Annotated in this window: 26 protein-coding genes and 1 tRNA gene; 13 read left to right on the forward strand and 14 right to left on the reverse strand. The window is 71.3% G+C overall.

The window, feature by feature from the left end; all coding sequences use genetic code 11:
• Positions 1-11 precede the first annotated feature (11 nt).
• The gene (locus ACIA6A_RS30070) at positions 12-977 is read right to left on the reverse strand and encodes a hypothetical protein (RefSeq protein WP_396101300.1); all 966 of its coding nucleotides are present in this window, start codon (positions 975-977) and stop codon (positions 12-14) included.
• A gap of 131 nt (positions 978-1,108) precedes the next feature.
• On the opposite strand from ACIA6A_RS30070, the gene ACIA6A_RS30075 reads away from it, so the two are divergent.
• Positions 1,109-2,014 (forward strand): serine hydrolase, encoded by a 906-nt coding sequence (locus tag ACIA6A_RS30075; protein WP_396101301.1) that lies wholly within the window; start codon positions 1,109-1,111, stop codon positions 2,012-2,014.
• On the opposite strand, the gene ACIA6A_RS30080 is transcribed toward ACIA6A_RS30075, so the two are convergent.
• Both ACIA6A_RS30080 and ACIA6A_RS30085 read right to left on the reverse strand, forming a co-directional pair.
• Positions 2,011-2,580, reverse strand: a complete 570-nt coding sequence (locus tag ACIA6A_RS30080; RefSeq protein WP_396101302.1) for a DedA family protein — start codon at positions 2,578-2,580, stop codon at positions 2,011-2,013. The two genes, ACIA6A_RS30075 and ACIA6A_RS30080, sit on opposite strands and share 4 nt — an antisense overlap.
• The gene (locus ACIA6A_RS30085) at positions 2,577-3,353 is read right to left on the reverse strand and encodes an MBL fold metallo-hydrolase (RefSeq protein ID WP_396101303.1); all 777 of its coding nucleotides are present in this window, start codon (positions 3,351-3,353) and stop codon (positions 2,577-2,579) included. Before ACIA6A_RS30085 ends, ACIA6A_RS30080 begins: the two co-directional genes overlap by 4 nt.
• A gap of 82 nt (positions 3,354-3,435) precedes the next feature.
• Here ACIA6A_RS30085 and ACIA6A_RS30090 point away from each other — a divergent pair, with 82 nt between their 5' ends.
• Genes ACIA6A_RS30090 through ACIA6A_RS30110 form a run of 5 tightly spaced genes read left to right on the forward strand, consistent with a single transcriptional unit; the run spans position 3,436 to position 8,705 of the window.
• Positions 3,436-4,407 carry a diacylglycerol/lipid kinase family protein gene (locus tag ACIA6A_RS30090; protein ID WP_396101304.1) on the forward strand — a complete coding sequence of 324 codons (972 nt, stop codon included), beginning with the start codon at positions 3,436-3,438 and terminating at the stop codon, positions 4,405-4,407.
• Positions 4,404-5,543, forward strand: coding sequence for a YihY/virulence factor BrkB family protein (locus ACIA6A_RS30095; protein WP_396101306.1), 1,140 nt, complete (start codon positions 4,404-4,406; stop codon positions 5,541-5,543). Before ACIA6A_RS30090 ends, ACIA6A_RS30095 begins: the two co-directional genes overlap by 4 nt.
• 32 nt (positions 5,544-5,575) lie before the next feature.
• The gene (locus ACIA6A_RS30100) at positions 5,576-7,093 is read left to right on the forward strand and encodes a phosphatase PAP2 family protein (RefSeq protein WP_396101307.1); all 1,518 of its coding nucleotides are present in this window, start codon (positions 5,576-5,578) and stop codon (positions 7,091-7,093) included.
• Positions 7,090-7,881, forward strand: coding sequence for an endonuclease/exonuclease/phosphatase family protein (locus ACIA6A_RS30105; RefSeq protein WP_396101308.1), 792 nt, complete (start codon positions 7,090-7,092; stop codon positions 7,879-7,881). The genes ACIA6A_RS30100 and ACIA6A_RS30105 overlap by 4 nt, the downstream gene beginning before the upstream one ends.
• Positions 7,882-7,901: 20 nt before the next feature.
• Entirely contained in the window at positions 7,902-8,705 is an 804-nt protein-coding gene (locus ACIA6A_RS30110; protein WP_396101309.1) for an SDR family oxidoreductase, read from the forward strand.
• Here the strand turns inward: ACIA6A_RS30110 and ACIA6A_RS30115 are convergent.
• From ACIA6A_RS30115 to ACIA6A_RS30125, 3 genes are all read right to left on the reverse strand, one after another.
• Entirely contained in the window at positions 8,649-9,473 is an 825-nt protein-coding gene (locus tag ACIA6A_RS30115; RefSeq protein WP_396101310.1) for an alpha/beta fold hydrolase, read from the reverse strand. The genes ACIA6A_RS30110 and ACIA6A_RS30115 overlap by 57 nt on opposite strands.
• 28 nt (positions 9,474-9,501) lie before the next feature.
• On the reverse strand, positions 9,502-11,115 hold the full coding sequence (locus ACIA6A_RS30120; protein WP_396101311.1) for a GGDEF domain-containing protein: 1,614 nt from the start codon (positions 11,113-11,115) through the stop codon (positions 9,502-9,504).
• A gap of 96 nt (positions 11,116-11,211) precedes the next feature.
• On the reverse strand, positions 11,212-13,758 hold the full coding sequence (locus ACIA6A_RS30125; protein WP_396101312.1) for a hypothetical protein: 2,547 nt from the start codon (positions 13,756-13,758) through the stop codon (positions 11,212-11,214).
• A 111-nt stretch (positions 13,759-13,869) separates the two neighbouring features.
• Here ACIA6A_RS30125 and ACIA6A_RS30130 point away from each other — a divergent pair, with 111 nt between their 5' ends.
• A complete protein-coding gene (locus tag ACIA6A_RS30130; RefSeq protein WP_396101313.1) occupies positions 13,870-14,697 on the forward strand; it encodes a hypothetical protein in 828 nt (275 codons plus the stop codon).
• On the opposite strand, the gene ACIA6A_RS30135 is transcribed toward ACIA6A_RS30130, so the two are convergent.
• Positions 14,692-14,871 (reverse strand): DUF4236 domain-containing protein, encoded by a 180-nt coding sequence (locus ACIA6A_RS30135; protein ID WP_396101314.1) that lies wholly within the window; start codon positions 14,869-14,871, stop codon positions 14,692-14,694. The two genes, ACIA6A_RS30130 and ACIA6A_RS30135, sit on opposite strands and share 6 nt — an antisense overlap.
• An 86-nt stretch (positions 14,872-14,957) precedes the next feature.
• Between ACIA6A_RS30135 and ACIA6A_RS30140 the strand changes: the two genes are divergently transcribed.
• The gene (locus ACIA6A_RS30140; RefSeq protein WP_396101315.1) at positions 14,958-15,614 is read left to right on the forward strand and encodes a nucleotidyltransferase domain-containing protein; all 657 of its coding nucleotides are present in this window, start codon (positions 14,958-14,960) and stop codon (positions 15,612-15,614) included.
• Between the two features lie 48 nt (positions 15,615-15,662).
• Here the strand turns inward: ACIA6A_RS30140 and ACIA6A_RS30145 are convergent, their stop codons facing one another.
• The 3 genes from ACIA6A_RS30145 to ACIA6A_RS30155 all read right to left on the reverse strand — a co-directional run bounded on the left by ACIA6A_RS30145 (position 15,663) and on the right by ACIA6A_RS30155 (position 17,786).
• On the reverse strand, positions 15,663-16,118 hold the full coding sequence (locus ACIA6A_RS30145; RefSeq protein ID WP_396101316.1) for an RrF2 family transcriptional regulator: 456 nt from the start codon (positions 16,116-16,118) through the stop codon (positions 15,663-15,665).
• Positions 16,119-16,220: 102 nt separating this feature from the next.
• Positions 16,221-17,168 (reverse strand): helix-turn-helix domain-containing protein, encoded by a 948-nt coding sequence (locus ACIA6A_RS30150; protein WP_396101317.1) that lies wholly within the window; start codon positions 17,166-17,168, stop codon positions 16,221-16,223.
• A 186-nt stretch (positions 17,169-17,354) separates the two neighbouring features.
• Entirely contained in the window at positions 17,355-17,786 is a 432-nt protein-coding gene (locus ACIA6A_RS30155) for an SsgA family sporulation/cell division regulator (protein ID WP_396101318.1), read from the reverse strand.
• A 318-nt stretch (positions 17,787-18,104) separates the two neighbouring features.
• Between ACIA6A_RS30155 and ACIA6A_RS30160 the strand changes: the two genes are divergently transcribed.
• Together ACIA6A_RS30160 and ACIA6A_RS30165 are read left to right on the forward strand one after the other, a co-directional pair.
• Positions 18,105-18,521: a TIGR02611 family protein gene (locus ACIA6A_RS30160; RefSeq protein ID WP_396101319.1), complete on the forward strand. Its 417-nt coding sequence runs from the start codon at positions 18,105-18,107 to the stop codon at positions 18,519-18,521.
• Between the two features lie 60 nt (positions 18,522-18,581).
• Positions 18,582-18,653 (forward strand) — tRNA-Val (locus ACIA6A_RS30165).
• Between the two features lie 152 nt (positions 18,654-18,805).
• Here ACIA6A_RS30165 and ACIA6A_RS30170 read toward each other — a convergent pair.
• Positions 18,806-19,699, reverse strand: a complete 894-nt coding sequence (locus tag ACIA6A_RS30170) for a helix-turn-helix transcriptional regulator (protein ID WP_396101320.1) — start codon at positions 19,697-19,699, stop codon at positions 18,806-18,808.
• Positions 19,700-19,886: 187 nt separating this feature from the next.
• Between ACIA6A_RS30170 and ACIA6A_RS30175 the strand changes: the two genes are divergently transcribed.
• The gene (locus tag ACIA6A_RS30175; protein ID WP_396101321.1) at positions 19,887-20,231 is read left to right on the forward strand and encodes an EthD domain-containing protein; all 345 of its coding nucleotides are present in this window, start codon (positions 19,887-19,889) and stop codon (positions 20,229-20,231) included.
• A 19-nt stretch (positions 20,232-20,250) separates the two neighbouring features.
• Here the strand turns inward: ACIA6A_RS30175 and ACIA6A_RS30180 are convergent, their stop codons facing one another.
• Positions 20,251-20,910, reverse strand: a complete 660-nt coding sequence (locus tag ACIA6A_RS30180; RefSeq protein WP_396101322.1) for a response regulator — start codon at positions 20,908-20,910, stop codon at positions 20,251-20,253.
• Positions 20,907-22,064 (reverse strand): sensor histidine kinase, encoded by a 1,158-nt coding sequence (locus ACIA6A_RS30185; RefSeq protein ID WP_396101323.1) that lies wholly within the window; start codon positions 22,062-22,064, stop codon positions 20,907-20,909. The genes ACIA6A_RS30180 and ACIA6A_RS30185 overlap by 4 nt, the downstream gene beginning before the upstream one ends.
• A gap of 129 nt (positions 22,065-22,193) precedes the next feature.
• Here ACIA6A_RS30185 and ACIA6A_RS30190 point away from each other — a divergent pair, with 129 nt between their 5' ends.
• Entirely contained in the window at positions 22,194-22,784 is a 591-nt protein-coding gene (locus tag ACIA6A_RS30190) for a DUF308 domain-containing protein (protein ID WP_396101325.1), read from the forward strand.
• A gap of 37 nt (positions 22,785-22,821) precedes the next feature.
• On the opposite strand, the gene ACIA6A_RS30195 is transcribed toward ACIA6A_RS30190, so the two are convergent.
• Entirely contained in the window at positions 22,822-23,832 is a 1,011-nt protein-coding gene (locus ACIA6A_RS30195; protein WP_396101326.1) for an alpha/beta hydrolase, read from the reverse strand.
• 104 nt (positions 23,833-23,936) lie between these two features.
• On the opposite strand from ACIA6A_RS30195, the gene ACIA6A_RS30200 reads away from it, so the two are divergent.
• Positions 23,937-24,068, forward strand: a complete 132-nt coding sequence (locus ACIA6A_RS30200; RefSeq protein ID WP_396101327.1) for a hypothetical protein — start codon at positions 23,937-23,939, stop codon at positions 24,066-24,068.

Consider the following 24,068-nt stretch of genomic DNA (forward strand, 5'->3'; position numbering starts at 1 on the left):
GATTCCGCGGCTCAACGCCGCTCGGCGTCCTCCTCGGCGACCCGTTCCTCGCCCCGGCGGCGCAGCATCTTGAGCCCGGGCAGCCCGGCGATCGCCAGGTGCAGGTCGTTGGTGACCTCCAGCAGCGAGTGCAGATCCGGTCCGACCTGGTCAAGCTTGTTCAGCAGCGGCAGCACGTCCTCGGTGAGGTGCTCCCGCAGCCGCGGCAGGGTGTCGATCATCTTGATGGCGGCGGTGACTTCCTCCGGGGTCAGCTCCTCGACGAACCGGGTCAGCAACGGAGCGGCCCGATGCAGCGCGGGCGTGTACTCGTCGAGCAGCCGCCGGGCGGTGCCGGACGTGCCCTTGACCTCGGCCACCAGGGCCCCGGCCGCATCAGCCGTGCCCCCCGCCTTCCGCACGATCTCCCCGGCGCCGCTGGTGAGCTCCCCGGCATCAGCCAGCACGCCCTTGGCCCCGCCAACAGCCTCCCCAGCCTCAGCCAGCACCCCCTTGGCCCCGCTGACGGCCTCTCCAGCCTCAGCCAGCACGCCCCGCGCGCCGTCCACGGCCTCGCCCGCCTCGGCCAGGACGCCCTTCGCGCCGGTGACCGCCTCGCCGGCCTGGCCCAGGACGACATTGGCGGTGATCACGGCCGTTCCCGCGTCGCCGAGGACGCCCTTCGCGCCGGTGACGGCCGTTCGCGCGTCGCCCAGCACGGTGTTCGCGGTCGCGACGGCCGTTCCGGCGTCGGCCAGGACGACCTTGGCGCCGCCCACGGCCTGTTCGGCTTCGGTGATCGTGCGTTCGACACGGTCGATGAGGGACTCGGCGCGGTCGGCCAGGACGGCCACCCGGCTCACCACGAGTTCGGTCTGGCCCAGCAGGCTCAGCACCCGCACCGGCACGGTCGCCACGGCGGCCACCGTCTCGACCACCTGCCCGGCCGCGTACCGGGTGATCTCGACGAGGGCGGAGGGTGACGGGAGCAGGGCCATGGCCCTATTGTGCCCCGGCTCCGCCATCACTAACTGTGGTCACCCTTAAGCCCAGAGTGGGTTGTTTTGAGAACCGGCCCCGGGCACGGCACTATGCAGGGGTGCCTCGTTACCGATTAGCAATTTTCGCTGTGGCGGCAGTGGTGATTCTGGGCGGCGGGGGCCTGATCGCACTCGGCATGCGGGAGGACACCGGCGGCGCCGGCGGAGGCCTGCTCCCCGGATCGCTGACTCTGGGTAGTGCCACCAGGTCACCCACCGCATCGCCGACCCCGACCGGCCCCACGCCCGAAGAGCTGGCCGCGGCGGCACGCGCCAAGCAGGTCAAGCAGCTCGACGCCGCCCTGAAGAAGGTGGCGAAGACCGCTCCCGACTTCTCGGTCGCCGTGCTCGACAAGAAGACCGGCGCGACGTACGCCTATCGTGGCTCGGCCGAGTACGACACGGCGAGCATCGTGAAGGTCCAGGTGCTGGCCTGCATGCTGCTCAAGGCCCAGGACGCCGACCGCGACCCGACGTCGGGCGAGATGGCGCTGGCCCGGCCCATGATCCGGCTCAGCGACAACAATGCCACCACATCGCTGTTCAGCCGGCTCGGCGGGCGCACCGCGATCAGCAAGTGCAACAAGCGTCTCGGCCTGACCGAGACCACCGTCAGCAGTTCCTGGGGCCTGACCAAGACGACCGTCAACGACCAGGTGAAACTGCTCTCCGATCTGGTCGACGACGACAGTGAGCTCGACAAGTCGTCCCGCAAGACGGCGTTCACGCTGATGAACACCGTCGACGACGCCCAGGACTGGGGCGTGCCGTCGGTCGGCAAGGCGGGGGAGACCACGACGGTCAAGAACGGCTGGGACACCCGTACGGCCGACAACGGGCTCTGGGTCGTCAACACGGTGGGCCGGGTGATCTCCGCGGACGGCGATACCGACGTCTCGGTGGCGGTCCTCTCCCACGACAACCAGTCGATGGAGGGTGGCATCACGCTCGTCGAGAAAGTCGCCAAACTGACTCGGCAATACCTGAAGTACTAAGCCTTCTCCTCCTGGGCGGCCCGGCGCTTGCTGACCAGGCTCACGATCTGGCTCACGATCAGCACCAGGATGAGCGCGGCGACCACGCCCTGCCAGGGCTCGGGGAAGATCGAGCCGCCGGCGACGCCGATGCCCGCGTACACGGTCGACCACAGCACGCAGGCCGGCAGGTTGGCGACCACGAACGTGCGCCAGCTCAGGCCCAGGAACGCGGCCGCCAGCAGGACCGGCACCCGGCCGCCCGGGAGCAGCCGGGAGACCAGCAGCACCGGGATCTGGCTGCGATGCAGGCGTTCCTTGACCGAGGCCAGGTGTTCCTCGTCGCGCAGCCAGCGCAGCCGGCGGGCGAGGCTCTCGCCGCCCGCGCGGCACATCGCGTACATGACCAGGTCACCGGCGTAGGCGCCGGCCGCGCCGGCCGCGATGGTCAGCACGATCAGCAGCGGGTTGGTGTGGAACGCCAGGGCCGCGGCTCCGCTGACCGCGGCGCCGGTCGGGACGATCGGCACGATCGCGCCGAACGCCACCACGAGCAGGAGCCAGCCGAGGGTCGCGAGCTCGGTCACGCGGCCGGCTCGATCGTCAGGGTCTCGCCGTGGGCGAGGACGCGGACCTCGGCGCCGGGGGCGAGCTTCGCGGCGTGGCGGGCGAATTCCTTGCCCGGACCGCTGAACATGTACGGCCGGATGCGGCCCATGCCCATCGGCCAGAACGTGCCGTAGTGGACCGGGACCGCCCAGGCCGCCTTCACCCGGCGCAGCGCCTCGGCGCCGTCCTCGGCGTCGAGGTGGCCCTCGGCGCCCAGTGTCGGCCCCCAGCCGCCGACCGGGATCAGGGCCAGGTCGAGCGGCCCGAACCCGGACATGGCGTCGAACAGGCCGGTGTCACCGCCGAACCAGGTGCGGCCGGCGCCCTCGACGATGAAGCCCATGGCCTCGGAGCGCATCCGGGACCAGGCGCCACGCCCACCGTCGTGGGCGGCCGGGACGGCGTGCACTGTCAACTCCCCGACGGTGGTCTTCTCACCGGGGACGAGTTCGACACACCTGTCCGCGTACCCCCGGCCGAGCCCTTTCGCCACGAAGGCCGCCGCCCCGCGGGGCACGATGAGCTGCGCCTCGCCGGGGACGGCCTTGAGCGACGGCAGGTGGAAGTGGTCCGCGTGCAGGTGCGAGATCAGCACCGCGTCGGGGGCGGTGGGCAGGGTGGGCCGGTCGCCGAGCGCGCGCCGCAGATGGAACAGGCGGTCGGTCATCAGCGGGTCGGTGAGCAGTGTCGTCCCCGAGTCGGCCAGCCATGTCGTGCTGTGCCCCCACCAGGTGACACTGATCTCGCTCACCGCTCAACCGTACGGGATGTCATCACGCTCACCGTCTTTCCCCTGGGGTGTGGAAAGCAACCGGTTCGGGCACACTGACGCCGTGACTGGACCCCGTTCCGCCGTCGTCGTCAATCCCGTCAAGGTTCCCGACCTCGATCTACTGCGCCGCACCATCGTGGAAGGCCTCGCCACCCAGGGCTGGCCCGAGCCGATGTGGCTGGAAACCACCCCGGAGGACGCCGGTCAAGGTCAGGCGGCCCAGGCCGTCAAGGACGGCGCCGAGCTCGTCTTCGTCAGCGGCGGCGATGGCACGGTCATGGCGGTGGTCACCGCGCTGGCGGGCACCGACGTCGCGCTCGCCGTGCTGCCCGCCGGCACCGGCAACCTGCTCGCCGCCAACCTGGGCCTGTCCACCGATGCCGCGACCGGCGTGCAGGTGGCCCTCGACGGGGGCCGGCGCCGCATCGACGTCGGGGTCGTCGGGGAGCAGTGCTTCGCGGTGATGGCCGGCATGGGCTTCGACGCGCAGATGCTCGAGGGCACGTCCGAGACCGCCAAGAAGCACATCGGCTGGATCGCGTACGTGGGTGGCGCGCTCAAGTACATCCGGGACAAGCCGATGCGGGTGCTCATCTCGCTGGACGGCAAGCCCCCGCTGCACCGCCGCCCCCGCTCGGTGATCGTCGGCAACGTGGGCCGGCTCCAGGGTGGCGTGCGCCTGCTCAGTGACGCCGACCCGGCCGACGGCAAGCTCGACGTCGCCATCCTGAGCCCGCGCACCCTCGCGCACTGGGCGGCGCTGGGCTGGGCCGTGGTCCGGCGGCAGGACCGGGTGCCCCGGATGGAGACCTACACCGCCGAGCGGGTCGAGATCCGCAGTGCCCGCCCGCAGCCCCGCCAGCTCGACGGTGACCTCATCGAGGCGGGCAAGAGCATGTCGATCGGGGTACGCCACCGCGCGCTGCTGCTCTGCGTCCCGCAGCCGGACAGCGACCCCGACCTGGCCTACGACGCCTCCGCCGCCGACCGTGCAGCGGAGGAGGTGCGCGCGGCGGCAAAGGAGGCCGAGTGAGCAGCACCGAGCCCGTACCCGAGACCCGGATGATGCCGGGCGACGAGCTGTCGGCGGACGACGCCTTCCTCGCCCTGCGGCATTACGGACGGTTGCCGCTGCTGCGGGACGCGTTCATCCGGTTCCGGTACGGCGACGGATTCAGCCATGCCCGCGCGCTCGCACTGCAGCTGTGTCTCGCGATCGTGCCGTTCCTCATCGCACTCTCGGGTCTGGCCACCGACCTGGGCGCCGAGGAGGGCGGTCAGGTGGTGGCCGACACGGTCATCGCGATGACGCCGGGGGCGAGCGAGCCGCTGGTGCGGGACCTGCTCAACGACGACGACCGCACCGAGGACGCCGGGGAGCTGGCGCTGACGCTCGGTCTGATCACCGGCCTGATCGCGCTGACCCAGGCGATGGCGCAGATCGAGCGCGGGGCCAACCGGATCTACGGCGTCGAGCGGGACCGTAAGGCGCTGCCCAAGTACGCCCGCGCCGCGGTGCTCGCCGTCTTCGCCGGGCTGCCCGCGCTGTTCGGGTTCCTGCTGCTGGTCGCCGGGCACGTGACGGGTGAGTCCATAGCCCGTACGTCGGGGTGGGGTGAAGGCTGGCAGCTGACCTGGGACGTGGTGCGCTGGCCGCTGAGCCTGGCGCTGATCGTGTTCCCGGTCGGGCTGATCTTCCGGCACTCCCCACGCCGGCGGCAGCCCGGGCTCACCTGGTTGCTGTTCGGCGCGGTGCTGTCCACGATCCTGTGGTGGCTCGCGAGCCTCGCGCTCGCCGGGTACATCCTGGCCAGTGACGGGTTCGGCGCCACGTACGGGCCGCTCACCGCGATCATGGCGCTGCTGCTCTGGGCCAACCTCACCGGCATCGCGATCTTCATCGGGCTGGCGTTCGCGGCGCAGCTCGAGGCGCAGCGGGTCGGCGTGATCCGGCCCGCCCAGGAGGACCGCTGGGATCCGGACGACGATCCGGGCACGCTGCCCACCGACTTCGTGCCCGCCGCGGAGAAGGCCCGCTCGGAACGCGCCCGGGAGCGGGAGGAGAAGAAAGCCGAGAAGGCCGCGGAGAAAGCCGCCGCGAAGGACCGCGATGACGGATCTGTGCCCACTCAGCGTGAACCCGGTGTGAGCGCCGAGCCGACCGGGTAACACCCGCCTGCCACCAAGCAGCGGGAGCGATGATGACCGATACACCGACCGGAACCGATGACGGCCGGGTGCACAAGCGGGCCGGCTGGGGACCCCTGCGTCACTTCACCGAGCGCAGCGTGCTCGGCCTGGCCGCCGTCGTGGCGGTCGGGCTCGGGTTCGGGCTGCTCCTGCTGCTCGTGCGGTTCCACTGGAGCCCGCTGCAGCGACTGGACCACGCGGTGGCCCAGAGCATCAACGACTGGGTCGCGCCGCACCCGCCGGTGGTGACGGTGCTGAAGGCGATCGCGCAGCTCGGCGGCCGTACCATCATGATCTGGCTGGTGACCGTCGCCGTCGTGCTCCTGCTGATCCGGCGCCGCACCCGCCTCGCGGTGTATCTGATCGTCACCGGCGTCGGCGCGCTGCTGCTCGATCCCTCGCTCAAGACCCTGGTCGGACGCCTGCGGCCGGTCGTGGACGTGCCGGTGGCGACCGCACCCGGCAACAGCTTCCCGAGCGGGCACGCCCTGGGCTCCATGGTCGCGTACGGTGCGTTGCTGCTCGTCTTCCTCCCGGCCGTGCCGCCGCGGTGGCGCAAGGTCGCGATCGGCTTCGTCGGCCTGATCATCGTGGCGATCGGCTTCACCCGGATCTCGCTGGGCGTGCACTTCCTGTCCGACGTGCTGGCCGGGTGGCTGCTCGGGGCGGCGTGGCTGGGTGTCACCGCGTACGCGTTCCGGGTCTGGCGCCGGGAGACCGGCCAGAGCGTGCCGCCGCTGAGTGACGGTCTCGAACCGGAGGCCGCGCACGACGTGAAGCCCGCGCCCGACGAGGAGCACGTGCTGCCGCACCCGTGGGCCGGCGCCGCCGAGATCCTGGTCGGCTGGACCCTCATCTTCGGCCTGCTGTACGGCCTGGGCTGGATCTTCACCCACCACAACCCGCTCGGTTCCGCCGACGACGGCTTCGTGCAGTGGCTGCAGACGTTCCGCACGCCCGCGCTCGACGACTTCAGCTACGGGTGGAGCAAGGCCGGCGACACCCACATGATCCTGCTGGTCTCGCTGGTGTTCTGCCCGCTCGTGCTGGCGATCTGGCGGCGCTGGCGCCCGGTGCTGTTCGTGGTGCTGGCCATGTTCGGCGAGCTCACGCTGTTCCTGTGCGCCGCCGCCGCGGTCGGGCGCCCCCGGCCCGAGGCCGAGCAGCTCGACGGCCAGATGCCGACGTCGTCGTTCCCCTCCGGGCACATCGCGGCGACCATGTGCCTGTACGTGGCGATCGCGGTCCTGATGCTGCCCCGGGTCCGGGCCTGGTGGCGGTGGCTGTTCGTCGCTCTCGCGGTGATCATGCCGACCGGGGTGGCACTGTCGCGGATGTACCGCGGGATGCACCACCCGACCGACGTGTTCGGCGCGGCCGTGCTCACCGCCTGCTGGATCACGCTGCTGTGGTGGGTCCTCAAGCCCAACGCCGACGTGACCGAGGGCAACGAGGCCGACCCGGGCGAGCTGACCACCGGTGACGTGGACGGCGATCTGCTCCGGACCGCCCCGGTGTCGTCGCGGTGACGCTCAAGCTGCTCACCTGGAACATCAAGACCGGCGGATCCGGGGGCCGGCTCGACGCGGTGGTCGCGCTGCTGGCCCGGGAGCGGCCCGACATCGCGGCGCTGCAGGAGCTGCGCGACTTCCAGCGGCACGACGGCCGGCGGATGGCCGAGGTCGCCGGCGCGCTCGGCATGACCGCGGTCCTCGCCCCCTCGGCGTGGGGACAACCGGTCGCGGTGCTGGTCCGGCCGCCGCTGACGGTCACCGGCCGGTCGGCGGTGCGCTGGCGGTTGCACCACGCCGCCGCGGCCGCGACCGTGCCGACCGGTGCCGGCCCGCTCACCGTGGTCAGCACGCACCTCAACCCGTTCCGGCCGTACCGGCGGCTGCGGGAGGCACGCTGGCTGGCCCACCGCTTCCGGGAACCGCTGACACTGATCGCCGGCGACCTCAACTCGCTCGACCCGGACACCGGTCACACCGAGCGCCTCGCCCGCCTGCCGGAGCTGTACCGGCGCCGGCACCTGGGCAAGGACGGGCAGCCGGACACCCGGGCCGTCGCCGCGTTCGCCGCGGCGGGCTTCGAGGACCTCTGGCGCCGGGCCGGGTCGGGCGACGGCCTCACCGTGCCCACCAGCAAGGGCGGCGGCCACGAGTTCTCCAACGCGGGCATGCGCCTGGACTACCTGCTGGCCCGCCCGGAGCTGGCGGCGCGGGCCACCGGCGCGCGGGTGATCCGCGGCGACGAGGCGGAATCGGCGTCCGACCACTACCCGCTATCGGTCACCCTCGATCTCGCCGCTGCCTGAGCATGTGTCAGGGTGCGGGGATGAGTCGCACAGCGGTGGTCACAGGAGCGTCGTCCGGCATCGGCAAGGCCACCGCGGCTCTGCTGCTCACCCGGGGCTACCGGGTGATCGGCACCAGCCGCGACCCTGAGCGGATCCCGGCGGCTGACCGCCTGCCCGGCGTGGAGTATTCCGCCCTTGATCTGGCGTCGCCGGAGTCCGTCGAGTCCTGGGCCGGCCGGCTGGCCGACGTGGACGTGCTGGTCAACAACGCGGGGGAGAGCCAGTCCGGCCCGCTGGAAGAGGTTCCCGACGAGGCCCTGCGGCGACTGTTCCAGATCAACGTCTTCGGGCCGGTCCGGCTCACCCAGCTCGCGCTGCCGGGCATGCGGTCCCGCGGCACCGGCCGGGTGGTGATGGTCGGCTCGATGCTGGCCTCGTTCCCGCTGGCGTTCCGCTCCGGATACACCGCGTCCAAGGCCGCCCTCAAGGGCTTCTCCGACGCCGCCCGCCACGAGCTCTCCCCGTACGGCGTCTGGCTGACCACCGTCGAACCCGGCTCCATCAACACCGGCATCAGCCTGCGCCGCACCAAGTACATCGGCGCGGAGTCGCCGTACCGCGCCGACTTCGAAACGATGATCACGGCGCTCGACCACAACGAGAGCACCGGCATCCCCGCCGACCAGGTCGCGGCGACGATCGTCACGGCGATCGAGGCGGACCGGCCCCGGCCGTTGTACGCGGCCGGCAGCGGCGCACCGTACGTCTTCCTCCTGCGCCGGCTGCTACCTACCACCGTCATCTCGACGTTCACCCACCGCAGGCACCACCTCAACCGTTGACAGGTGGGCGGCGATCGCGTCCGCGGCGGCCGGTCCGGCCGTGGTCAGCACGTTGTGCGGCGCCCCGGGCACGGTGACCGACACGCCGCCGCTGAGCTGGGCCAGCCTGCTGCGCCACCGCAGCGGTGCCACCGGGTCCCGCTCGCCGCCCAGCACCAGCGTCGGCGCGCTCACCCAGGCCAGATCGTCCTCGATGCCGTTGTGCGCGGAGTGCCCCACGGTCGCCAGGACCCGCCACGGCCGGGCCTGCCACACGTCCCGGGCGATGACCGGCACCTGCCAGAACGGTTCGGCCGGCAGGTCCCGCGCGCCCCGGCCGATCAGCCCCAGCCGGGTACGGGCCGCGGGATCCGCGGTCGGGCAGGCCAGCACCAGGGCGGCGACCAGCTCGGGGCGGGCCCGGGCGACCGCCGCCGCTATCTCCGCGCCGAACGAATGGCCCAGCAGGCAGATCCCCGCCAGGCCGTGCGTGTCCAGCCAGGCGGCGACGAGGGCGGCGTGCTGCCGGACGTCGTACGCGCGCCGGGGCCGGTCGCTGAACCCGAAACCGGGCAGGTCCGGCACGAGCACGGGGTGCCGGTCCGCCAGCGCGTGCGCCGTGGGCATCAGATACCGGTGCGAGACGGCCAGGCCGTGCAGCAGCACCACCGGCATCCCGGCGACCGGGTTCGCGCGGACCCGGGCATGGATGCGCAGGCCGGTGACCGTGGTGCGGCGGCTCACCCATCCTGCGTACGGGGAAGGGGCGGAGAGGGCGAGTCGCAGCATGCCACAGTTCTACCCCCGGCCGGGCGGATCAGTCGCCGATGACGCGGTCGCGGCCCTCGCGCTTGGCCACGTACAGATTGCGGTCGGCCAGCGACAGCAGCGCGGACGGGGAGCCGCGGCCGTCGTCCGACGTGGTCACGCCGATGCTGGTGGTCACCGGCAGCGCGCCGGTGACCGGCTCCCAGCCGTGCGCGCGGATCCGCAGCCGGAGCCGTTCACAGCGGGCGAGCGCCTCGTCCGCACCGGTGCCCGGCATGATCAGCAGGAATTCCTCGCCACCCATCCGGGCCGCGATCATCGGGCCGCTCGCCGCCTCCAGCAGCAACTGGGCGACGTGCTGCAGCACCGTGTCGCCGGTGCTGTGCGACAGCGTGTCGTTGACCCGCTTGAAGTGGTCCAGATCCAGGATCGCCAGCGAGATCGGGGCGCGTGCCGCCAGCGACTCACCCAGCAGCGCCGGCAGCCGCTCGTTGACGTAACGCCGGTTGTACAACCCGGTCAGCGCGTCGCGGTGGGCCATCTCCCGGAAATGCTCGCTCGCCCGGCGCGCCTCGGTGGCCTCGAAGACCGCCTGCAACGCCCGGGCCCGGGCCTCCCGCTGCGCCGAGTGCAACGCCGTGGCCGCCTTGTGGAACGCGCGGTGCTCGGCATAGGCGAGCTCGAACCGGCCCGTCGCGGCGTACAGCGCGGCCTGCTCCTCGCGGGCCTGGGCGCGTACCCGGTCCAGACCGCGTTCCTCGGTGATCCGCACCGCGGCGTCCAGGGCCTCCTGGGCCGCGTCGTACCGCTGATCCAGCCGGCGGGCCTCCGCCAGGGTGAGCAGGCACACGGCCGGCGCGTCACCCTCGTGCACCTCCACCGCCGACTGGCTGTCGTCGAGCAGCACCCGCAGCGTCGTCTCGACCGCGTCGTAATGGCCGCTCATCATCTCGATCCGGGCGATCGTGTCCAGCTCCAGCGCGCTGAAATGGCGCCCGCTGCGCTTGACGACCTCCCACATCCGGACCACCAGCGCCCGCGCGCCGACCTCGTCGTCCTTCTCGAACGCCGTGTACGCCATGTTGTTCAGGATGTTGAGCGCCAGTTCCAGATCCCGGGCGGCGGTCGCCAGGTGCAGCGCCTCCCGGAACCGCCGGGCGCCCTCGTCGATCGAGCCGGCCTCGTCCAGCGCCACCGCCAGCGTCATCAGGTGCCGGGCCCGCACGTTCGGGGGTTCGTCGTCGCCCAGGTGCGAATACGACTGCACCGCGTGGGTGAGCCCCTCGGACAGGTCACCGATCTGCCGGTAGAAGATCGACAGCACCCGGTGGGTACGGGCCAGCAGGAACGCGTGATCGTGCTCCTGGGCCCAGGCGAGCACCTCGTGCGCCCACCGGCCACCCCGCTCGGAGCGCCCCTCCCGGACGAAGACGTTGGCCCGGAGCAACCGCGCCCGCATGAACAGGTCGTCGAACCCCAGCGCGGCGGCCCGGCGCTCCACCGCGGCGGCCGGGACGAACACGCTGCGAAACTTGGACGTCGGCCGCCCTTCCAGCTCGGTCATCGTCGCCGCGAGCCGGTCCCGCTCTGCCGCTTCCCCCCGGGGCGCTGCTTCTCCAGGGGGCACGGCGGAACCCGGCGCCGGCGCGGCCTCCGTCGTCATCCGGGTCCCCGTTCTGTTCCCGGGCCCCGGTGCGGGTGCTCGGTAAGCCCCGCAGATCGGCCGCCGCCCGGGCTCGTTGAGGGTTTCCCGCCGTCGTCACCTTTTCGTGCAGACCGGCTCCGAGGCGGCGACCTTGTCGACCGTGTAGATCACCGCGACCGTGAAACAGTAGTCGTTACGCTCGTTGAGGCCGTACACCACATACTCGGTGGTCCCGGCGGCCAGCTGCTGGAACGCCCGCCGCTCCTGCCCGGAACGCCCGCCGGAGATCAGCACCGGCCCCTCCGACCCGTCCGGATACTTCCAGCTCAGCTCCACGCTGTCCCGGTTGTCCTGCAGCTTGACACCGGCGGGCGCGACCACACCCGGCTCGGCGGGCTTCTCCGCGGGCTTCTCCTCCGGCTTTTCCTCCGGCGCCGCTGCCGGCGGTGTCGTCTGTGCCGGGGGAGACTCGCTGTCGTCCCCGCGAGGCAGCGCGATGGCGACGATCGCGGCCGCGGCCGCTATCCCCGCGACCAGAACCCCGGCCAGAATGAAAGGCTGCCGGTTCGGTCTCTCATCATCCGGTACGGCCTGAGCGCGCTCAGGAACGCGAGCGGTGGCCCGGTCGGCGGGCTGCCGGGCAACCGGATACTCCGGCTCCCGCTGGATCCGGGGCCCGGGCGGATAGCTGTCCACCGGATAGGCCGGCGCGGGGAAAGAATCAGGCGGATAGGGCCCCGGCCGGCCGTCCACCGGGATCGCGGTGACCTGCTCAGCTTCTCCAGCCAGATCCGCAGCGTGCCACCCCCCAGCATCCTCGCCCGTCTGCCCGTTGTACGGCGGCTCGGCGAACGGGCGGTCGGTGACCGGGTGCTCGGCGGGCGGGCGGGCGAACGTGACCGGAGGGCTCGGCGGCATCGGCACCCCGGGATCGGGGTTCGCCGGTGCGGGCGACATCAGCGGCAGCACGATCGGCGGCTCCGGCCGGGCGTGCCTGCCGGTCAGGTCCCCGGGCACGGCATCCTCCGCCGGGTCGTACCGGTCCGGCGCGTCCAGCGAGACCGGCCCGGCATCCCAGACGACGGCGTCCGGCCCCACCGGCTCGGCCTCCCACCCGCCGGTCTCCCGCGCGGTCGGCCTGGCCTCCCAGACCAGCGAGTCCTCCGGCTCATCCACGTCGTCGGGCCACCCGGCCTCGGCCCGCCGCACCGGATGCACCCCGGGCACCACCGCCGGCATCCTGGTGACCCCGCCGGTCAACGTCCCCGGCCGGACCCCACCATGACTGACCCCGTCACCCACCGGCCCGCCCCGGTCCCGCTGGTCGAACCCGGCCTGCCGCGGCACGCCTGCCCCGCGATCCGGTCCATCCTGATCCGGCCCACTCTGATCGGGCCAACCCTGATCGGGCCCACTCTGATCGGGCCCACTCTGATCGGGCCAACCCTGATCGGGCCCACTCTGATCGGGCCAACCCTGATCCGGCCCGCTTTTTCCCGGCCCACTCTGATCCGGCCAGCCTTGATCGGGCCCACTCTGATCGGGGGCGCCGTGCTGGCTCGGGACGAAGGGAATCGGCCCGCCTTGGCCGCTCTCGCCATACCCGGCAGCCCCGTCCGGGTGTCCCTGTTCCGAACCGCCCCGTTCTGGGCGGTCCCGGTCCGGGCGGCCCTGTTCCGGGCGGCCCTGTTCTAAGCGGATTTGTTCCGGCTGGATGTAGCCTTGAGTTTTTTGTACCGTTTGGTAGGGCCTCGGCGTGATTTGTTCCATGCGGCCTTGTTCTGAGCGGCCTTGGATTGGGCCGCCTTGTCCCAGCCCGCCTTGTCCCAGCCCGCCTTGTTCGGGACGGCCCTGTTCCAGCCCACCTTGTTCTGGGCGGCTCGGAGATGGGCGGCTCTGAGATGGGTGGCTCTGAGCTGGGCGGCTCGGGATGGCCGGGGTCGGGCCGGCGGAGCGCTGGACCCGGCCGCAGACGTGGTTGCCCGAGGCCGGGGTGCCGGCCAGGCGGGCGATCTGCTGGGCGAGGGAGTGGTCCGCCGGCAGGTAGCGGGCGCAGAGTTCCTGGGCGAGTGCGAGGTGGACACTGGCCTCGGCCGTACGGGCGCATTCGCGTTCCATGGCGCCCAGGCGGGCCAGCATCTTGATGCCGGCCGCGGACGCGTCGCCGTAGACCTCGCGGTGTCGGGTCCAGGCTGCCTCGAGGCGGGTCCGGGCGGCGGTGCAGTGGCCGGCCGCGTGTTCGGCGGTGGCCAGGTCGGCCTCGGCGGCCAGGACGCGGGGGGAGAGCGGTCCGTCGCGGGTGGTCAGTTCGGCGACCAGGTCGTGGTAGAGCTGGGCCGCCCGGCCGTGGTTGCCGACCCGGTGCAGGACCGCCGCGTGGGTGGCGGCCGCCGCGATGGTCCGTTCGTCACCCGGGCCGTGGAGGCGGTCCTCGGCCGCGTGCGCGAAGCCGGCCCAGAGGCGGGCGGCGTGGGTGTCGCCGAGCGCGATGAGGATGCGCGCCTGCAGGGCGGCGGCGAGGGCGAGGTCCGGGGAGGCCTGGCGGGGGTCGGCCGACGCCGGGTCGAGGGCGGGCGCGAGGACGTCGCGGGCGCCCGCGAGGTCACCCTCGGCGGTGAGCGTCTGCGCCTGCGCGGTCAGGTCGGCGAGCGGAGGAGACACATGCTCATAGTGGCTGCTCGGACACCGTGGGTACAAGCCCTGACGTGCGTACCTCTTCGGACTCAACCCCCTGACCGGGGCGTTCCCGGCCGACACTGTAGAACTCGGGGTATGCCAGCCGACACTGTTGCCGACGTCAAACGCGAGATCCTTGTGCGCCATCTGCGGACGTGGGCGCCCTCAGCACTGCACCGGGGACGCCGGGCGGCCTATCTGCACGGCTACGCCGACGACGCCCCGGAGCTCGCCGAGGCCGCGCTGCGGGTCTTCGCGGAACAGCCCGATCTGGTACGCGGCCGCGAGCTCACCATGATCGCGCTGGGCGACAGCGTGGGGGAGCGGCTCGGGAAACTGCCGCCCGCGGCGGGGCTCACCGTGCACGCGATCGGTGGTGGGACCGAGGAGCGGCTGGGGGTCGCGGTGAAGGCGGCCGGTGCTGTGCGCGTACCGCTGCTGGGTTTTCTGGACGCGAGTGCCGCGAGTGGACCGCCGGCCCTGGCCACGATGAAGGCCCTGGCGGCCGGGAAGCCGGCTGAGGCGCTGGTCGTCCTGCCGGCCGGGTCGTCGGTCGAGGATTTCCGGGCCTCGCTGCACGAGGCCGGGTTCCCGCTGGTCACGGCCGTCGAGATCGCGGGCCCGGAGCAGACCATAGTGTACGCGACGACGCTCGGCAAGAGCCTGGAAGCGTTCAAGGATCTGGTGTGGGCGTCCGGCCTCGGCCTCGACCCGGACCCGGAACCGTTGCGCCGTGACCTGCTCGCGCACCTGACCGAGGTGGGTTCGGCAACCGTCGCCGAGCTACGCGGTTACACGCTCACCGAGACCGTCTACCGGGCGGCGGACGCGAGTCAGGTGCTGCATACGCTGCTGGACGCCGGGTCGGTGACCCGGCGTCCAGAGGACGGTCGTCTCGGGGGAGACGTCGTCATCACGTTATGAGCGGCCCTTGTCCTGCTTCCAGGACAGGGGGCCGGGCAGGTCGACGCGGTGCGCCTTGGCCTTGGAGTTCCAGGACCACCGGCCGATCTTGATCGTCCAGGACGACAGACCCTGCTGCGTGAAGTTCAGGATCAGCGGCCCGAACTTCTTCCGTTGCCGGTACATGATGCCCATCGCGGCAGTCCTTCCGTGGAGTCGGTGGTTGCCTCACAGATTCCCGATCACCGATCTCCTGAAACGTTGCCAGCTCAGAGGTGCTCATGGACCCCTTGACCGATGCCCGCGACCTCGTCGCCGAGCGTTTCCCGGACGCCACGTGGGCGATCCTCACCGGCAGCGTGCTGGGCCCGCACCGGACCGCCGGGTCCGACCTGGACATCGTGGTGATGCGCGAGGACGGTCCGGGATTCCGCGAGAGCCTGCGGTTCCGGGGCTGGCCGGTGGAGCTGTTCGTGCACACCCCGCAGCGGCTCGCGGTCTTCCTCGAACGCGAGCTGGCCGCCCGCAAGCCCAGCACCCACCGGATGATCGCGACCGGTGTGCCGCTGGCCGGCGACCCCGGTGAGCTGGCTGTACGGTGCCGGCGGGCGCTCGCTGAGGGGCCACCCCCGCTGACCGGTGCCGAACGTGACCGGCTCCGCTACGGCCTGACCGATCTACTCGACGACCATGCCCACGCCACGGACCCGGGTGAGCGCGCGGTGATCGCGGCGGCTTTGTGGACCGACGCGGCCCGGGCGGCGCTGGCGTTCGCCGGGGGCTGGGTCAGCCACGGCAAGTGGCTGCTGCGCGACCTACGGGAACTCGACCCGCGGCTGGCCGCCGACTGGCTCGCCGCCCGCGATGACCCGGCCGCGTTCGCCGCGGACGTCCTGACCCGCGGAGGTGGCCCGCTCTTCGAGGGATACCGCGCGTAGCAGAGGCCACTCTGAGCGTGCGGGCCGTGCTTCAGCGGGGGCCGTGCTTCAGCGGGGCTGCCAGGCGTCCGGGCGGGTGGTCAGCTTGCGCACGTGGGCGGGCATCCGGCCGCTGATCAGCTCGGCCAGGCTGACCTCGTCGACGACCTCGCGCACCGCCGAACGGACCGCCACCCACAGGTTGGGGAGGTTCTCCGCCGCGCCGGAATACTGGGTCTCCTCCGGGCGCAGGCCGCGGACCCCGGCGAGCGGGCCGTCGACCGCGCGCAGGATCTGACCGATCGTCACGTCGCGTGGGGGCTGTGACAGGGTGTAGCCGCCTTCCGCCCCGCGCTGGGCTCGAACCACCCCGGCGCGACGCAGATCAGCCAGAACCGCCTCGAGGAACTTCCGGGGCATGTTCTGGTCCTGGGCGATGGCCTGGGCGGACATCAGGGCCGGGTAGGCGTTCGCCAAGCTCAGCGCCGCCCTGACCGCGTAGTCGCCGCGCGCGGAGATCTGCACCCCTCCATCATGCCCCGTCCATGCTCACCTGCCTCGCGCACCCCAGGATTTATGGGAATTCGGGCATCACCGAGAGTGAACGAGTCATCGCTGCGTACCTCTTCAGGGTGCCGAGGGGTGCTCGGCGGGGGACAGGCGCTGGGCCGGGATGCGGGCGCCGATGTCCGCGACGTCGTCCGCCACCTGCGCGGGCATCGCCGCTCCGGAGCCGGCCCGGAACATCCCGGGGCTCTGGCCGGCCTCGCGGTGGAAGAACCGGCCGAAGTTCGTCGGTTCGCCGAACCCGAGGCGCCGGCCGATCTCGGCCACCGACAGGTCCGTGCACGCGAGCAGGCGCCGGGCCTCGAGCGCGACCCGGTCGTCGACGACCTGTTTCGCCGTCCGCCCGGTGATCGCCAGGCTGGCCCGGGTGAGGGTCCGCACCGAGCAGCCGATCGCCGCCGCGTAGTCCTCGACCCGGCGGCTGCGGCCGTGGCCGTTCTCCAGGTCGCGGCGGAACCGCAGGAAGGTGCGGATCTCCGAGTTCGAGGTCGCCGGCTGCGGTGCCGGGGCCAGCAGGGCGATCCGGAGCAGCAGCACCGCGAGCTGGTGGCGCAGCAGGCCGGCGGCGAGCTCGCCGGAGCGGTGCCGCCCGCAGTCGACGCCGAGCTGCGCGACCTCGGTGATGACCGCGTCCTCGTCCTCGCCGGCCAGCTGCCAGCGGGTGGGCCCGGGCAGGTCGTCGACGGGGACGCCGGTGCCCTCGGCGAACGGTGCCAGCACGTCGCGATGCCAGGTGACCAGCGTCGCGTCGAGGCCGGGCTCGACGCCGAACCGGACGGCCTGACCCGGCCGGATCCAGAGCAGGGTCCCGGGGCGGCACTGCTGCGGCTCGAAGTCGATCTCCACCGTGCCGTGGCCGGCGGTGGTCAGCGCGAGCAGGTGGTAGGGGAGCCTGCGCGGTCCGAGACTCTCGGCGGCAAGATCCGTGTCGGACAGCGTGCAAGTGCCCACGCCGGCCCATTGCGGGGCGGGGGCGGACCCGGTGGGGCGCTGAACGGAGGTGACCATCGAGGCCGACCGTATCGGGCCGTGACCAGGGATGCACGTGCGGAGTGCCGAGGTCAGTGGATATCCCGAAGACGTAGCGGAAACCAATGTATTAAACGGACAAAAGCGACTTCTCTTTCGTACGAAAAAGGCGACCCGCGTGGATCGGCAGTATCCACACGGGTCGCCCCATAAATCCGTTTCTTGCTATCGCCCGGCCAGTAGCCGGTTGACGGCGGCGTCCACGTCCAGATGATCGGACTCCCGGCCCCGCGGCACCACCACATAGGTGCGCCGCAGGAACCGGACCAGAACGCTTCGCGGCACTTCGAACAAGGCGTTGCCGTCGGGTGACGACAGCGCCAGGGCAATGAAGTCGCCCCTGGCCGGGTCCCACGGCCAGGCCCGGACATCTCCGATGCCCGCGGGCTCATCGAGCCCGGTCACGAGGAGTTCCCTTGCGAAGGACCAGCTCACGGCTTCCCCACCGGCTGATTCTGCGTGGAACAACACATGGACTGCGTACGGGTCGGCTGGGTCGTAGCGCAGGCTGGCACGCACGGGCAGAGCCGTGGCATCAGGCGCTACGAGCCGCAGCGAGGTTTCGACCTCGACGGTCGTTGGACGGATGGTACTCATGGACGAACTCCCCCCGGCACCGCTGCGAGGCTGGTGAACCCCGCGTTTCCCATACTCAGGTGATCCCTGTCATTACGCTCCGCCATACGCTGATCTCACCCATGAGTGGGAAGACGGTTCCGATAAGCTCCCGGGACGAGCCGATAAACGGTATCTTGTCCTGTTCTGCCCAGGTCCTTGGTCCCGCCCGGTGTCGGGTGGTTCAGCAGTTGACTCACTCCGGTAACGTCCATTCCTCCCGGGTAGTGACGGGGGCGAGGAACACTGGGGGATGAAATGAGCGCGAGCCCCGAGACTTTGCACGTGAAAGTGAACGAGATGCCCCAATCCGACCCGGTGACCGAATCGGACCCCCGACCGCTGGGCGTCCTCGACCGCATCCGAGCCAACCCGACCGGCCGCATGGCCCTCAAGATCGGCGTCGGCCTGCTCGGCGCCATCGTCGTGGCCGTCGGCATCGTGCTCATCCCGCTCCCCGGCCCCGGCTGGGCGATCGTGATCCTCGGCCTGGCCATCTGGGCGGTCGAGTTCGCATGGGCCAAACAGCTGCTCCACTTCACCCGCCGCAACGTCCAGGCCTGGACCCAATGGGTGCTGAAGCAGCCGCTGCCGCTGCGGGCCCTCATCGGCCTGGCCGGCTTCGTCTTCATCAGCGCTGTGGTCTGGCTCTCGGTGAAGCTCACCATGGACATCGACCTGGCCGTGGTGATCTGGGATTTCATCACCCGTTCCTGACGCGCCGACCCTGATTCGCGCTGGGCGGCAGGCATCCGGTAAAGTTCGCTCTGCCGTTGAGGGCGATTAGCTCAGCGGGAGAGCGCTCCGCTCACACCGGAGAGGTCACTGGTTCGATCCCAGTATCGCCCACATAGTGTTTGTTCTGCACGAATAGCCTGCCACCCTGATCAGGGTGGCAGGCTATTCGTTTGTTCAGGGAGCACCGGGGGAGCCTCGCCGCGGAGCCGGCCGTGCGCCTGTCCAGGGGCCGGAGAGCTCCTGGCAGTGGTCGAGAGGCGGATTCAGGACACCGACCGCAGGCGTTGCACCTTTGCCGGCCCGTCGAGGTGGCCGGCGGTGATCCGCCGGGTGAGTTCTTCCAGCCGTTCCCGGGTGATGTGGTCGTCGGGCTGGTAGACGACTACCCGGGTGTGCGGATTCTCCTGGAGCAGCATCGTGATCGGGCGTAGAGCCAGCCTGCCGACGTGCCGGGACAGGATGCGCTTGGCTTTCTGGGAGTCGGTGACCACGTCCGCCTGACCCCAGAGACGCGCGAACAGCGGTGAATCGGCCCGCAGCCGAGCCAGCAGGGGTTTCCAGGCGGGATCGGTCACCGACTCGCCTTGGCCCGCACGGAGGGCGGCCACGATCGCGGCGCACTCCTGCTCGTGGTCGGCATGCCCGGCGATCCAGTCGGGATGGGTGAAATTGAGGTACGCGCAGTTGCGGTCCGTCTCGGGTATCGACTCAAGGTCGTCGATCATGAATCGGAACGGCGCGTTGTAGGCCACCGACCCGAACCAGGGTGTCAGCACGACCGCCGGATACGGAGCGAGCTGGTCCAGCAGCCCCTGCATCAGGCCGTCGGCCTTCTCGTAGGCAGGCACCTGTTCGGCGCCGGGATGTCCGCCGAGCAACAACAGATGACGTCGCTCGTCCCTCGACAGCCGCAAGGCATCGGCGATACCGAGGAGGACCTCGAGGCTCGGCTGGACGTCGCGCCCCTGCTCCAGCCACGTGTACCAGGTGCTACCGACGTTCGCCAGGACCGCCACCTCCTCCCGGCGCAGTCCTTTGACCCGTCGCCTGCCGCCACCGCCGGGCCGGCCCACGTCCTCCGGCGAGAGGCGGTCGCGCCGCGCGCGCAGGTAGGCGCCGAGTTCGCGCGATCGCACGCTTGCCATGCCGATCACCATCTCACGGACCGGCCAGGTCGAGGCTGGTGGTCCGGCCACCAGCAGCGAGGGACTCTGGGCACTTGCGGGGGAGCCCGGCACCGTTGACCGCGCACGAAGCATCTGGCCGGTCCCCGACATCTCACCCTGCCGCGCCCGCACGCCTCACCAGAAGCGCCCATCCCGAAACCCGCGAAGGACCCGAACCATGATCAAGATGATTCTCGCGCTCAGACGTGCCAAGCACATGACCCATGACGAATTCGTCGACTACCAGCGGAACAAGCACCGGCCGCTGCTGATGTCGATCCCGGAGGCGGCGCAATACCTCCGCCGGTTCGTCGTGTCCTATCCGGTGCAGGCGCCCCGGGATCCCGGCTCGGAGTTCGACTCGATCGTGGAGACGTGGTTCGACGACATGGCAGCCCTCGAAGCCTTCTTCTCCAGCGACAACTTCCTGAAGCTCGTCGACCCGGACCACGAGAATTTCATCGACCTCACCTCGGTCCAGCAGATGGTCTGCGAGGAAGACATCGTGATCGATCGGAACTGATGCCGGGATCGGACCGTCCTCACGGGTAGAGACCGGCGCGGAAGGTGAACGAGACCAGTTGGGCCCGGTCCCGGGCGCCCACCTTGGTCATGGCCCGGACCGCGTGGGTCTTGACGGTGAACGGGGACACCGACATGCGGGCCGCGATCTCCTCGTTGGTCATGCCGCTCGCGACCAGGACGACCACCTCCCGCTCCCGGGGGGTCAGGGCGCGGAAGCGGCTCAGCAGCTCCTTGTCGACCACCGGGGGTGGGCTGTCGGTCATGTGGCCGATGAGCGCGGCCGTCGCGGCGGCCGAGAGGGTGCCGCCACCGCCGACCACCTCGATGATGCCGGCGACGAGTTCGGCGGGGCTCACGGTCTTGCTCAGGAAGCCGTTCGCGCCGTTTCGCAGCGCGGCGAGGACGATCTCGTCCTGGTCGAACGTCGTGAGCACGATCACCCGCAGCTTCTCGGGTGGGTGTTCGGTACGGATGCGGCGGGTGGCCTCGACCCCGTCGATGCCGGGCATCCGGATGTCCATCAGGACCACGTCGACCTGATTTTCCCGCAGGAACGGCAGGACCTGGAGCCCGTCGGAGAGTTCACCGGCGACGACCAGGTCCGGGTCGAGCCGGAGCATCGCCCGGATGCCGGCCCGGATGTCCGCCTGGTCGTCGACGATCAGGATCGTGGTCATCGCAGGACCTCTCCTCGGGGGCTGAACTCGGCGCGGACCCGGAAACGGCCGTCCTCGGCGCCGGCGGTCATCCGGCCGTTGGACGAGGAGACGCGCTCCCGCATCCCCACCAGGCCGAGGCCGCCACCCGTCCCGGGGGCCCGGCGTCCGGGGGCGATGTCGTTCTCCACGGTGACGTGGATCCGGCCGCCGGCCTCGCCGATGTCCACGGTCGCCGTCCCCTCACCATGCCGGTAGGCGTTCGTCAGAGCTTCCTGGACCACCCGGTAGATCGTCATGCCGACGCTGGGTTCCACCGGGCCGGCGGGCAGGGCCAGGTCGGTCCGTACGTCGAGCCCGATGCTGGCGAACGAGGCGATCAGCGACTCCAGGCCGCTCAGCGCCGGGACCGGCCGCAGCGCCTCCGCCCCGGGCGGGTCGTTGCCGCGGCGCAGGAGCACCAGGATGCGCTGCGACTCCACGATCACGGTACGGGCGCTCGCTCTCGCCGCGACCAGAGCGTCGCGGGACGCCGCGGCGGTGTCCGGAAGCCCGATCTCCGCCGTGCCCAGGTGCATGCTCAGCAGCGCGACCTGGTGACCGATGACGTCGTGCAGGTCCCGGGCGATGCGGAGCCGTTCCTCGGCCACGCGCCGGGTCGCCTCGATCTCGCGCATGGCGACGGCGGTCTCGGCCCGTTCCTCGAGCATCGACCAGTGGTCCCGGTGGACGCGCAGCGCGAAGCCGGTCGCGCCGCCGCCGATGGCGAAGAAGAGTGCCGCCGTACCGACCGTCGCGCCGCCCCGGAATCCGCCGACCGTCATGAAGGTGCCGAGGAAGAACGCGGCCACGACCAGGGTCGCGGCCACCGGGTGCCCGCCCCGGAAGGTGAGGGAGAACAGCACGAAGACGGCCATCATCCAGACCGACAGCGGGTCCTGGCCCACGGCGGTGACGGCGAAGGACGCCGCGCCGGTGACGACCAGCCCCGCCCAGGGCCGCCACCAGGACAGGACGACACCCGCGCCGGCCAGGAGTACGGACAGCGCCGTGGCCCGGTCCGATCCCCGCACGAGCAGGGCCACGACCTGGCCGGCGAACGACAGTGCGGCGAAGGAGTAGGCCGCCAGGTGCAGCACCTTCGGCCGGCGTATCCACAGAGGTGCCGTGACCATGGTTCGACTCTCGTCCAGAAATGATCCCGGAACGTACTTCGAACGAAGTACGCGCGCCGTCCCCGGAACTCCCAGACTCGGAGCGTTCCGCACTCAAGAAGCACTCGAAAGCACTCGTAAGGACAGGCCATGTCGACCGTACCGACCGCCACCTCCATCGCCGCCGCCACCGGCCGGCTGTATCTCGTCCGTGCGCTCATCGCGCTGGTCTGGGCGGGCCTGCTCGCCGTCGCCCTCTCCTCGGCTGGCACCCTCGGCCCCGACTCCGGCCTGCCCGGGTTCGCTGTCGTGCTGCTGATCCTCTACCCGGTCGTCGACGTCGTCGCGTCACTGGTCGACGCTCGTACCCAGCGGGCCTCGGGAATCCCCGGCGTGGCCCGGACCCAGCTGGTCAACGCCGTCATCAGCACCGTCACGACCCTCGCCGTGGTCGTCGCGGCTCTCGACGGACCCGCCTCGGTCCTGCGTGTGTTCGGGGCCTGGGCCCTGCTGACCGGCCTGATCCAGCTCAGCCTGGCGGTGGCCCGCCGGCGCCGGGGCCAGCGCGGGCAGTGGGCGATGATCATCAGCGGCGGCCTCTCCGCGGTCATCGGCCTCACCTTCGTGACGGCGGCGTCCGAGCCGGAGATCTCGCTCGGCGGCGTGAACGGTTACGCGGTCGGCGGCGCGATCCTGTACCTGGTCTCCGCCTACCGGTTGTTCCGCGCGGCCCGCGCGTAGGTCAGAACTCAGCGTGGACCCACCACGATCAAGCGGATCACCGCGGGGCCCGGGACCAGGCAAGCATTTTTCGGTACGTGTACCCGGCGGTTGTCGACAGGCCCAGTGAGTGTCCCGTACGGGGCACGACCACCACCCGCACGTGCTGGTAATAGGGCGCCTCGTGGGCGAGCACGGTGGCCGAGTTCGTGCAGTCGGCGAAGCCGGGGCCGCAGTAGGTCCGGTCGTCCTGCCCGCCCACGACGAGGACCGGCACCCCGATGTCCCGGGTCGCCGACAGCTCCGGTGCGGCCGGGGTGAGCAGTGCGGCCACCTCGGCGAAGTCCAGGGCCGGCTGGAACGACTTGGTACGCTCCTCGGCCGCGAGGACGCCGGGGGTCACCGTTCCCGGGGCGTAGAACTGGCTCCGTACCCCCGGTCTGGTCGTGGTGTAGCCGTCGTCGAGACCGAGGCCGGCGAACGCGGGGTCCTGGTTGGCCGGCTGGACCGAGCCGGCGGTCTCGGCGAAGTAGTCGGTGTTGATCTCGTGCAGCATGCCGGTGGCGATGAACGCGTCCACGTCGTGGTACCGGCTGATCTCGAACGCCCCGATGATCGAGCCCAGCGAGTGGCCGACCCAGATCACCGACCGGAAGCGCCCGAGGGTCCCGGACCGCAGGGCGGTGACCACGTCGTGCAGGGCCACCGCCTCGGCGTGGTTGCTCATGATGCCGGACGGCGGGTGGCTGCTGGTGCCGGAGCCCACCCGGTCGACGCTGAACGTGGCGAAGCCGGCCGAGGTGGCCGCCGCGACGTAGGAGTAGCGCGGGCTCAGGTCCCAGTAGTGGTGGTCGTACGTGCCGCCGGGCACGAGCAGCTGCACCGTCGCCGGGGGTGTGGTGCCCCGCCAGCACAATCGTCCCCACAGGTGGTGGACGGCCGGGCCGGGGTCGCTCAGCCGTACGTCGACGGTGTGGTCGGTGCATCGCTGGTGGGGTGACGCCGAGGCCGGTGTCACGAGGGTGATGCCGGCGAGCAGACCGGCCAGGACCGAGGCGAGAACACGCATGCCGGCAGTGTCCCCATCGATCATTACCGATCGATGAACAACGCATGCAACGGATCCGGGCCAGATCTCGGTGTCCCTGCAGGGCCTGTCGCACCTCCCGGAGGATGTTCCCGGCCGCCGGCGGCGACAAAGTCCTGGTGAGCGTCCCGGCGTCGGTGGGACTCGACGACGACCAGGTCACCGACTTCGCCCGGGGCATCACCGTGACCGATCGCGCACAGCCCATCGGGGGCTGA

The organism is Actinoplanes sp. NPDC051494 (genome assembly GCF_044454705.1).
GTDB lineage: Bacteria > Actinomycetota > Actinomycetes > Mycobacteriales > Micromonosporaceae > Actinoplanes.

Excerpts from the sequence above, each read along its gene's own strand:
- ACIA6A_RS30070 (WP_396101300.1), bottom strand. The coding sequence starts at position 977 with ATGGCCCTGCTCCCGTCACCCTCCGCCCTCGTCGAGATCACCCGGTAC.
- ACIA6A_RS30100 (WP_396101307.1), top strand. The coding sequence starts at position 5,576 with ATGACCGATACACCGACCGGAACCGATGACGGCCGGGTGCACAAGCGG.
- ACIA6A_RS30110 (WP_396101309.1), top strand. The coding sequence starts at position 7,902 with ATGAGTCGCACAGCGGTGGTCACAGGAGCGTCGTCCGGCATCGGCAAG.
- ACIA6A_RS30115 (WP_396101310.1), bottom strand. The coding sequence starts at position 9,473 with ATGCTGCGACTCGCCCTCTCCGCCCCTTCCCCGTACGCAGGATGGGTG.
- ACIA6A_RS30120 (WP_396101311.1), bottom strand. The coding sequence starts at position 11,115 with ATGACGACGGAGGCCGCGCCGGCGCCGGGTTCCGCCGTGCCCCCTGGA.
- ACIA6A_RS30130 (WP_396101313.1), top strand. The coding sequence starts at position 13,870 with ATGCCAGCCGACACTGTTGCCGACGTCAAACGCGAGATCCTTGTGCGC.
- ACIA6A_RS30135 (WP_396101314.1), bottom strand. The coding sequence starts at position 14,871 with ATGGGCATCATGTACCGGCAACGGAAGAAGTTCGGGCCGCTGATCCTG.
- ACIA6A_RS30140 (WP_396101315.1), top strand. The coding sequence starts at position 14,958 with ATGGACCCCTTGACCGATGCCCGCGACCTCGTCGCCGAGCGTTTCCCG.
- ACIA6A_RS30150 (WP_396101317.1), bottom strand. The coding sequence starts at position 17,168 with ATGGTCACCTCCGTTCAGCGCCCCACCGGGTCCGCCCCCGCCCCGCAA.
- ACIA6A_RS30155 (WP_396101318.1), bottom strand. The coding sequence starts at position 17,786 with ATGAGTACCATCCGTCCAACGACCGTCGAGGTCGAAACCTCGCTGCGG.
- ACIA6A_RS30160 (WP_396101319.1), top strand. The coding sequence starts at position 18,105 with ATGCCCCAATCCGACCCGGTGACCGAATCGGACCCCCGACCGCTGGGC.
- ACIA6A_RS30170 (WP_396101320.1), bottom strand. The coding sequence starts at position 19,699 with ATGGTGATCGGCATGGCAAGCGTGCGATCGCGCGAACTCGGCGCCTAC.
- ACIA6A_RS30175 (WP_396101321.1), top strand. The coding sequence starts at position 19,887 with ATGATCAAGATGATTCTCGCGCTCAGACGTGCCAAGCACATGACCCAT.
- ACIA6A_RS30180 (WP_396101322.1), bottom strand. The coding sequence starts at position 20,910 with ATGACCACGATCCTGATCGTCGACGACCAGGCGGACATCCGGGCCGGC.
- ACIA6A_RS30185 (WP_396101323.1), bottom strand. The coding sequence starts at position 22,064 with ATGGTCACGGCACCTCTGTGGATACGCCGGCCGAAGGTGCTGCACCTG.
- ACIA6A_RS30190 (WP_396101325.1), top strand. The coding sequence starts at position 22,194 with ATGTCGACCGTACCGACCGCCACCTCCATCGCCGCCGCCACCGGCCGG.
- ACIA6A_RS30195 (WP_396101326.1), bottom strand. The coding sequence starts at position 23,832 with ATGCGTGTTCTCGCCTCGGTCCTGGCCGGTCTGCTCGCCGGCATCACC.
- ACIA6A_RS30200 (WP_396101327.1), top strand. The coding sequence starts at position 23,937 with ATGTTCCCGGCCGCCGGCGGCGACAAAGTCCTGGTGAGCGTCCCGGCG.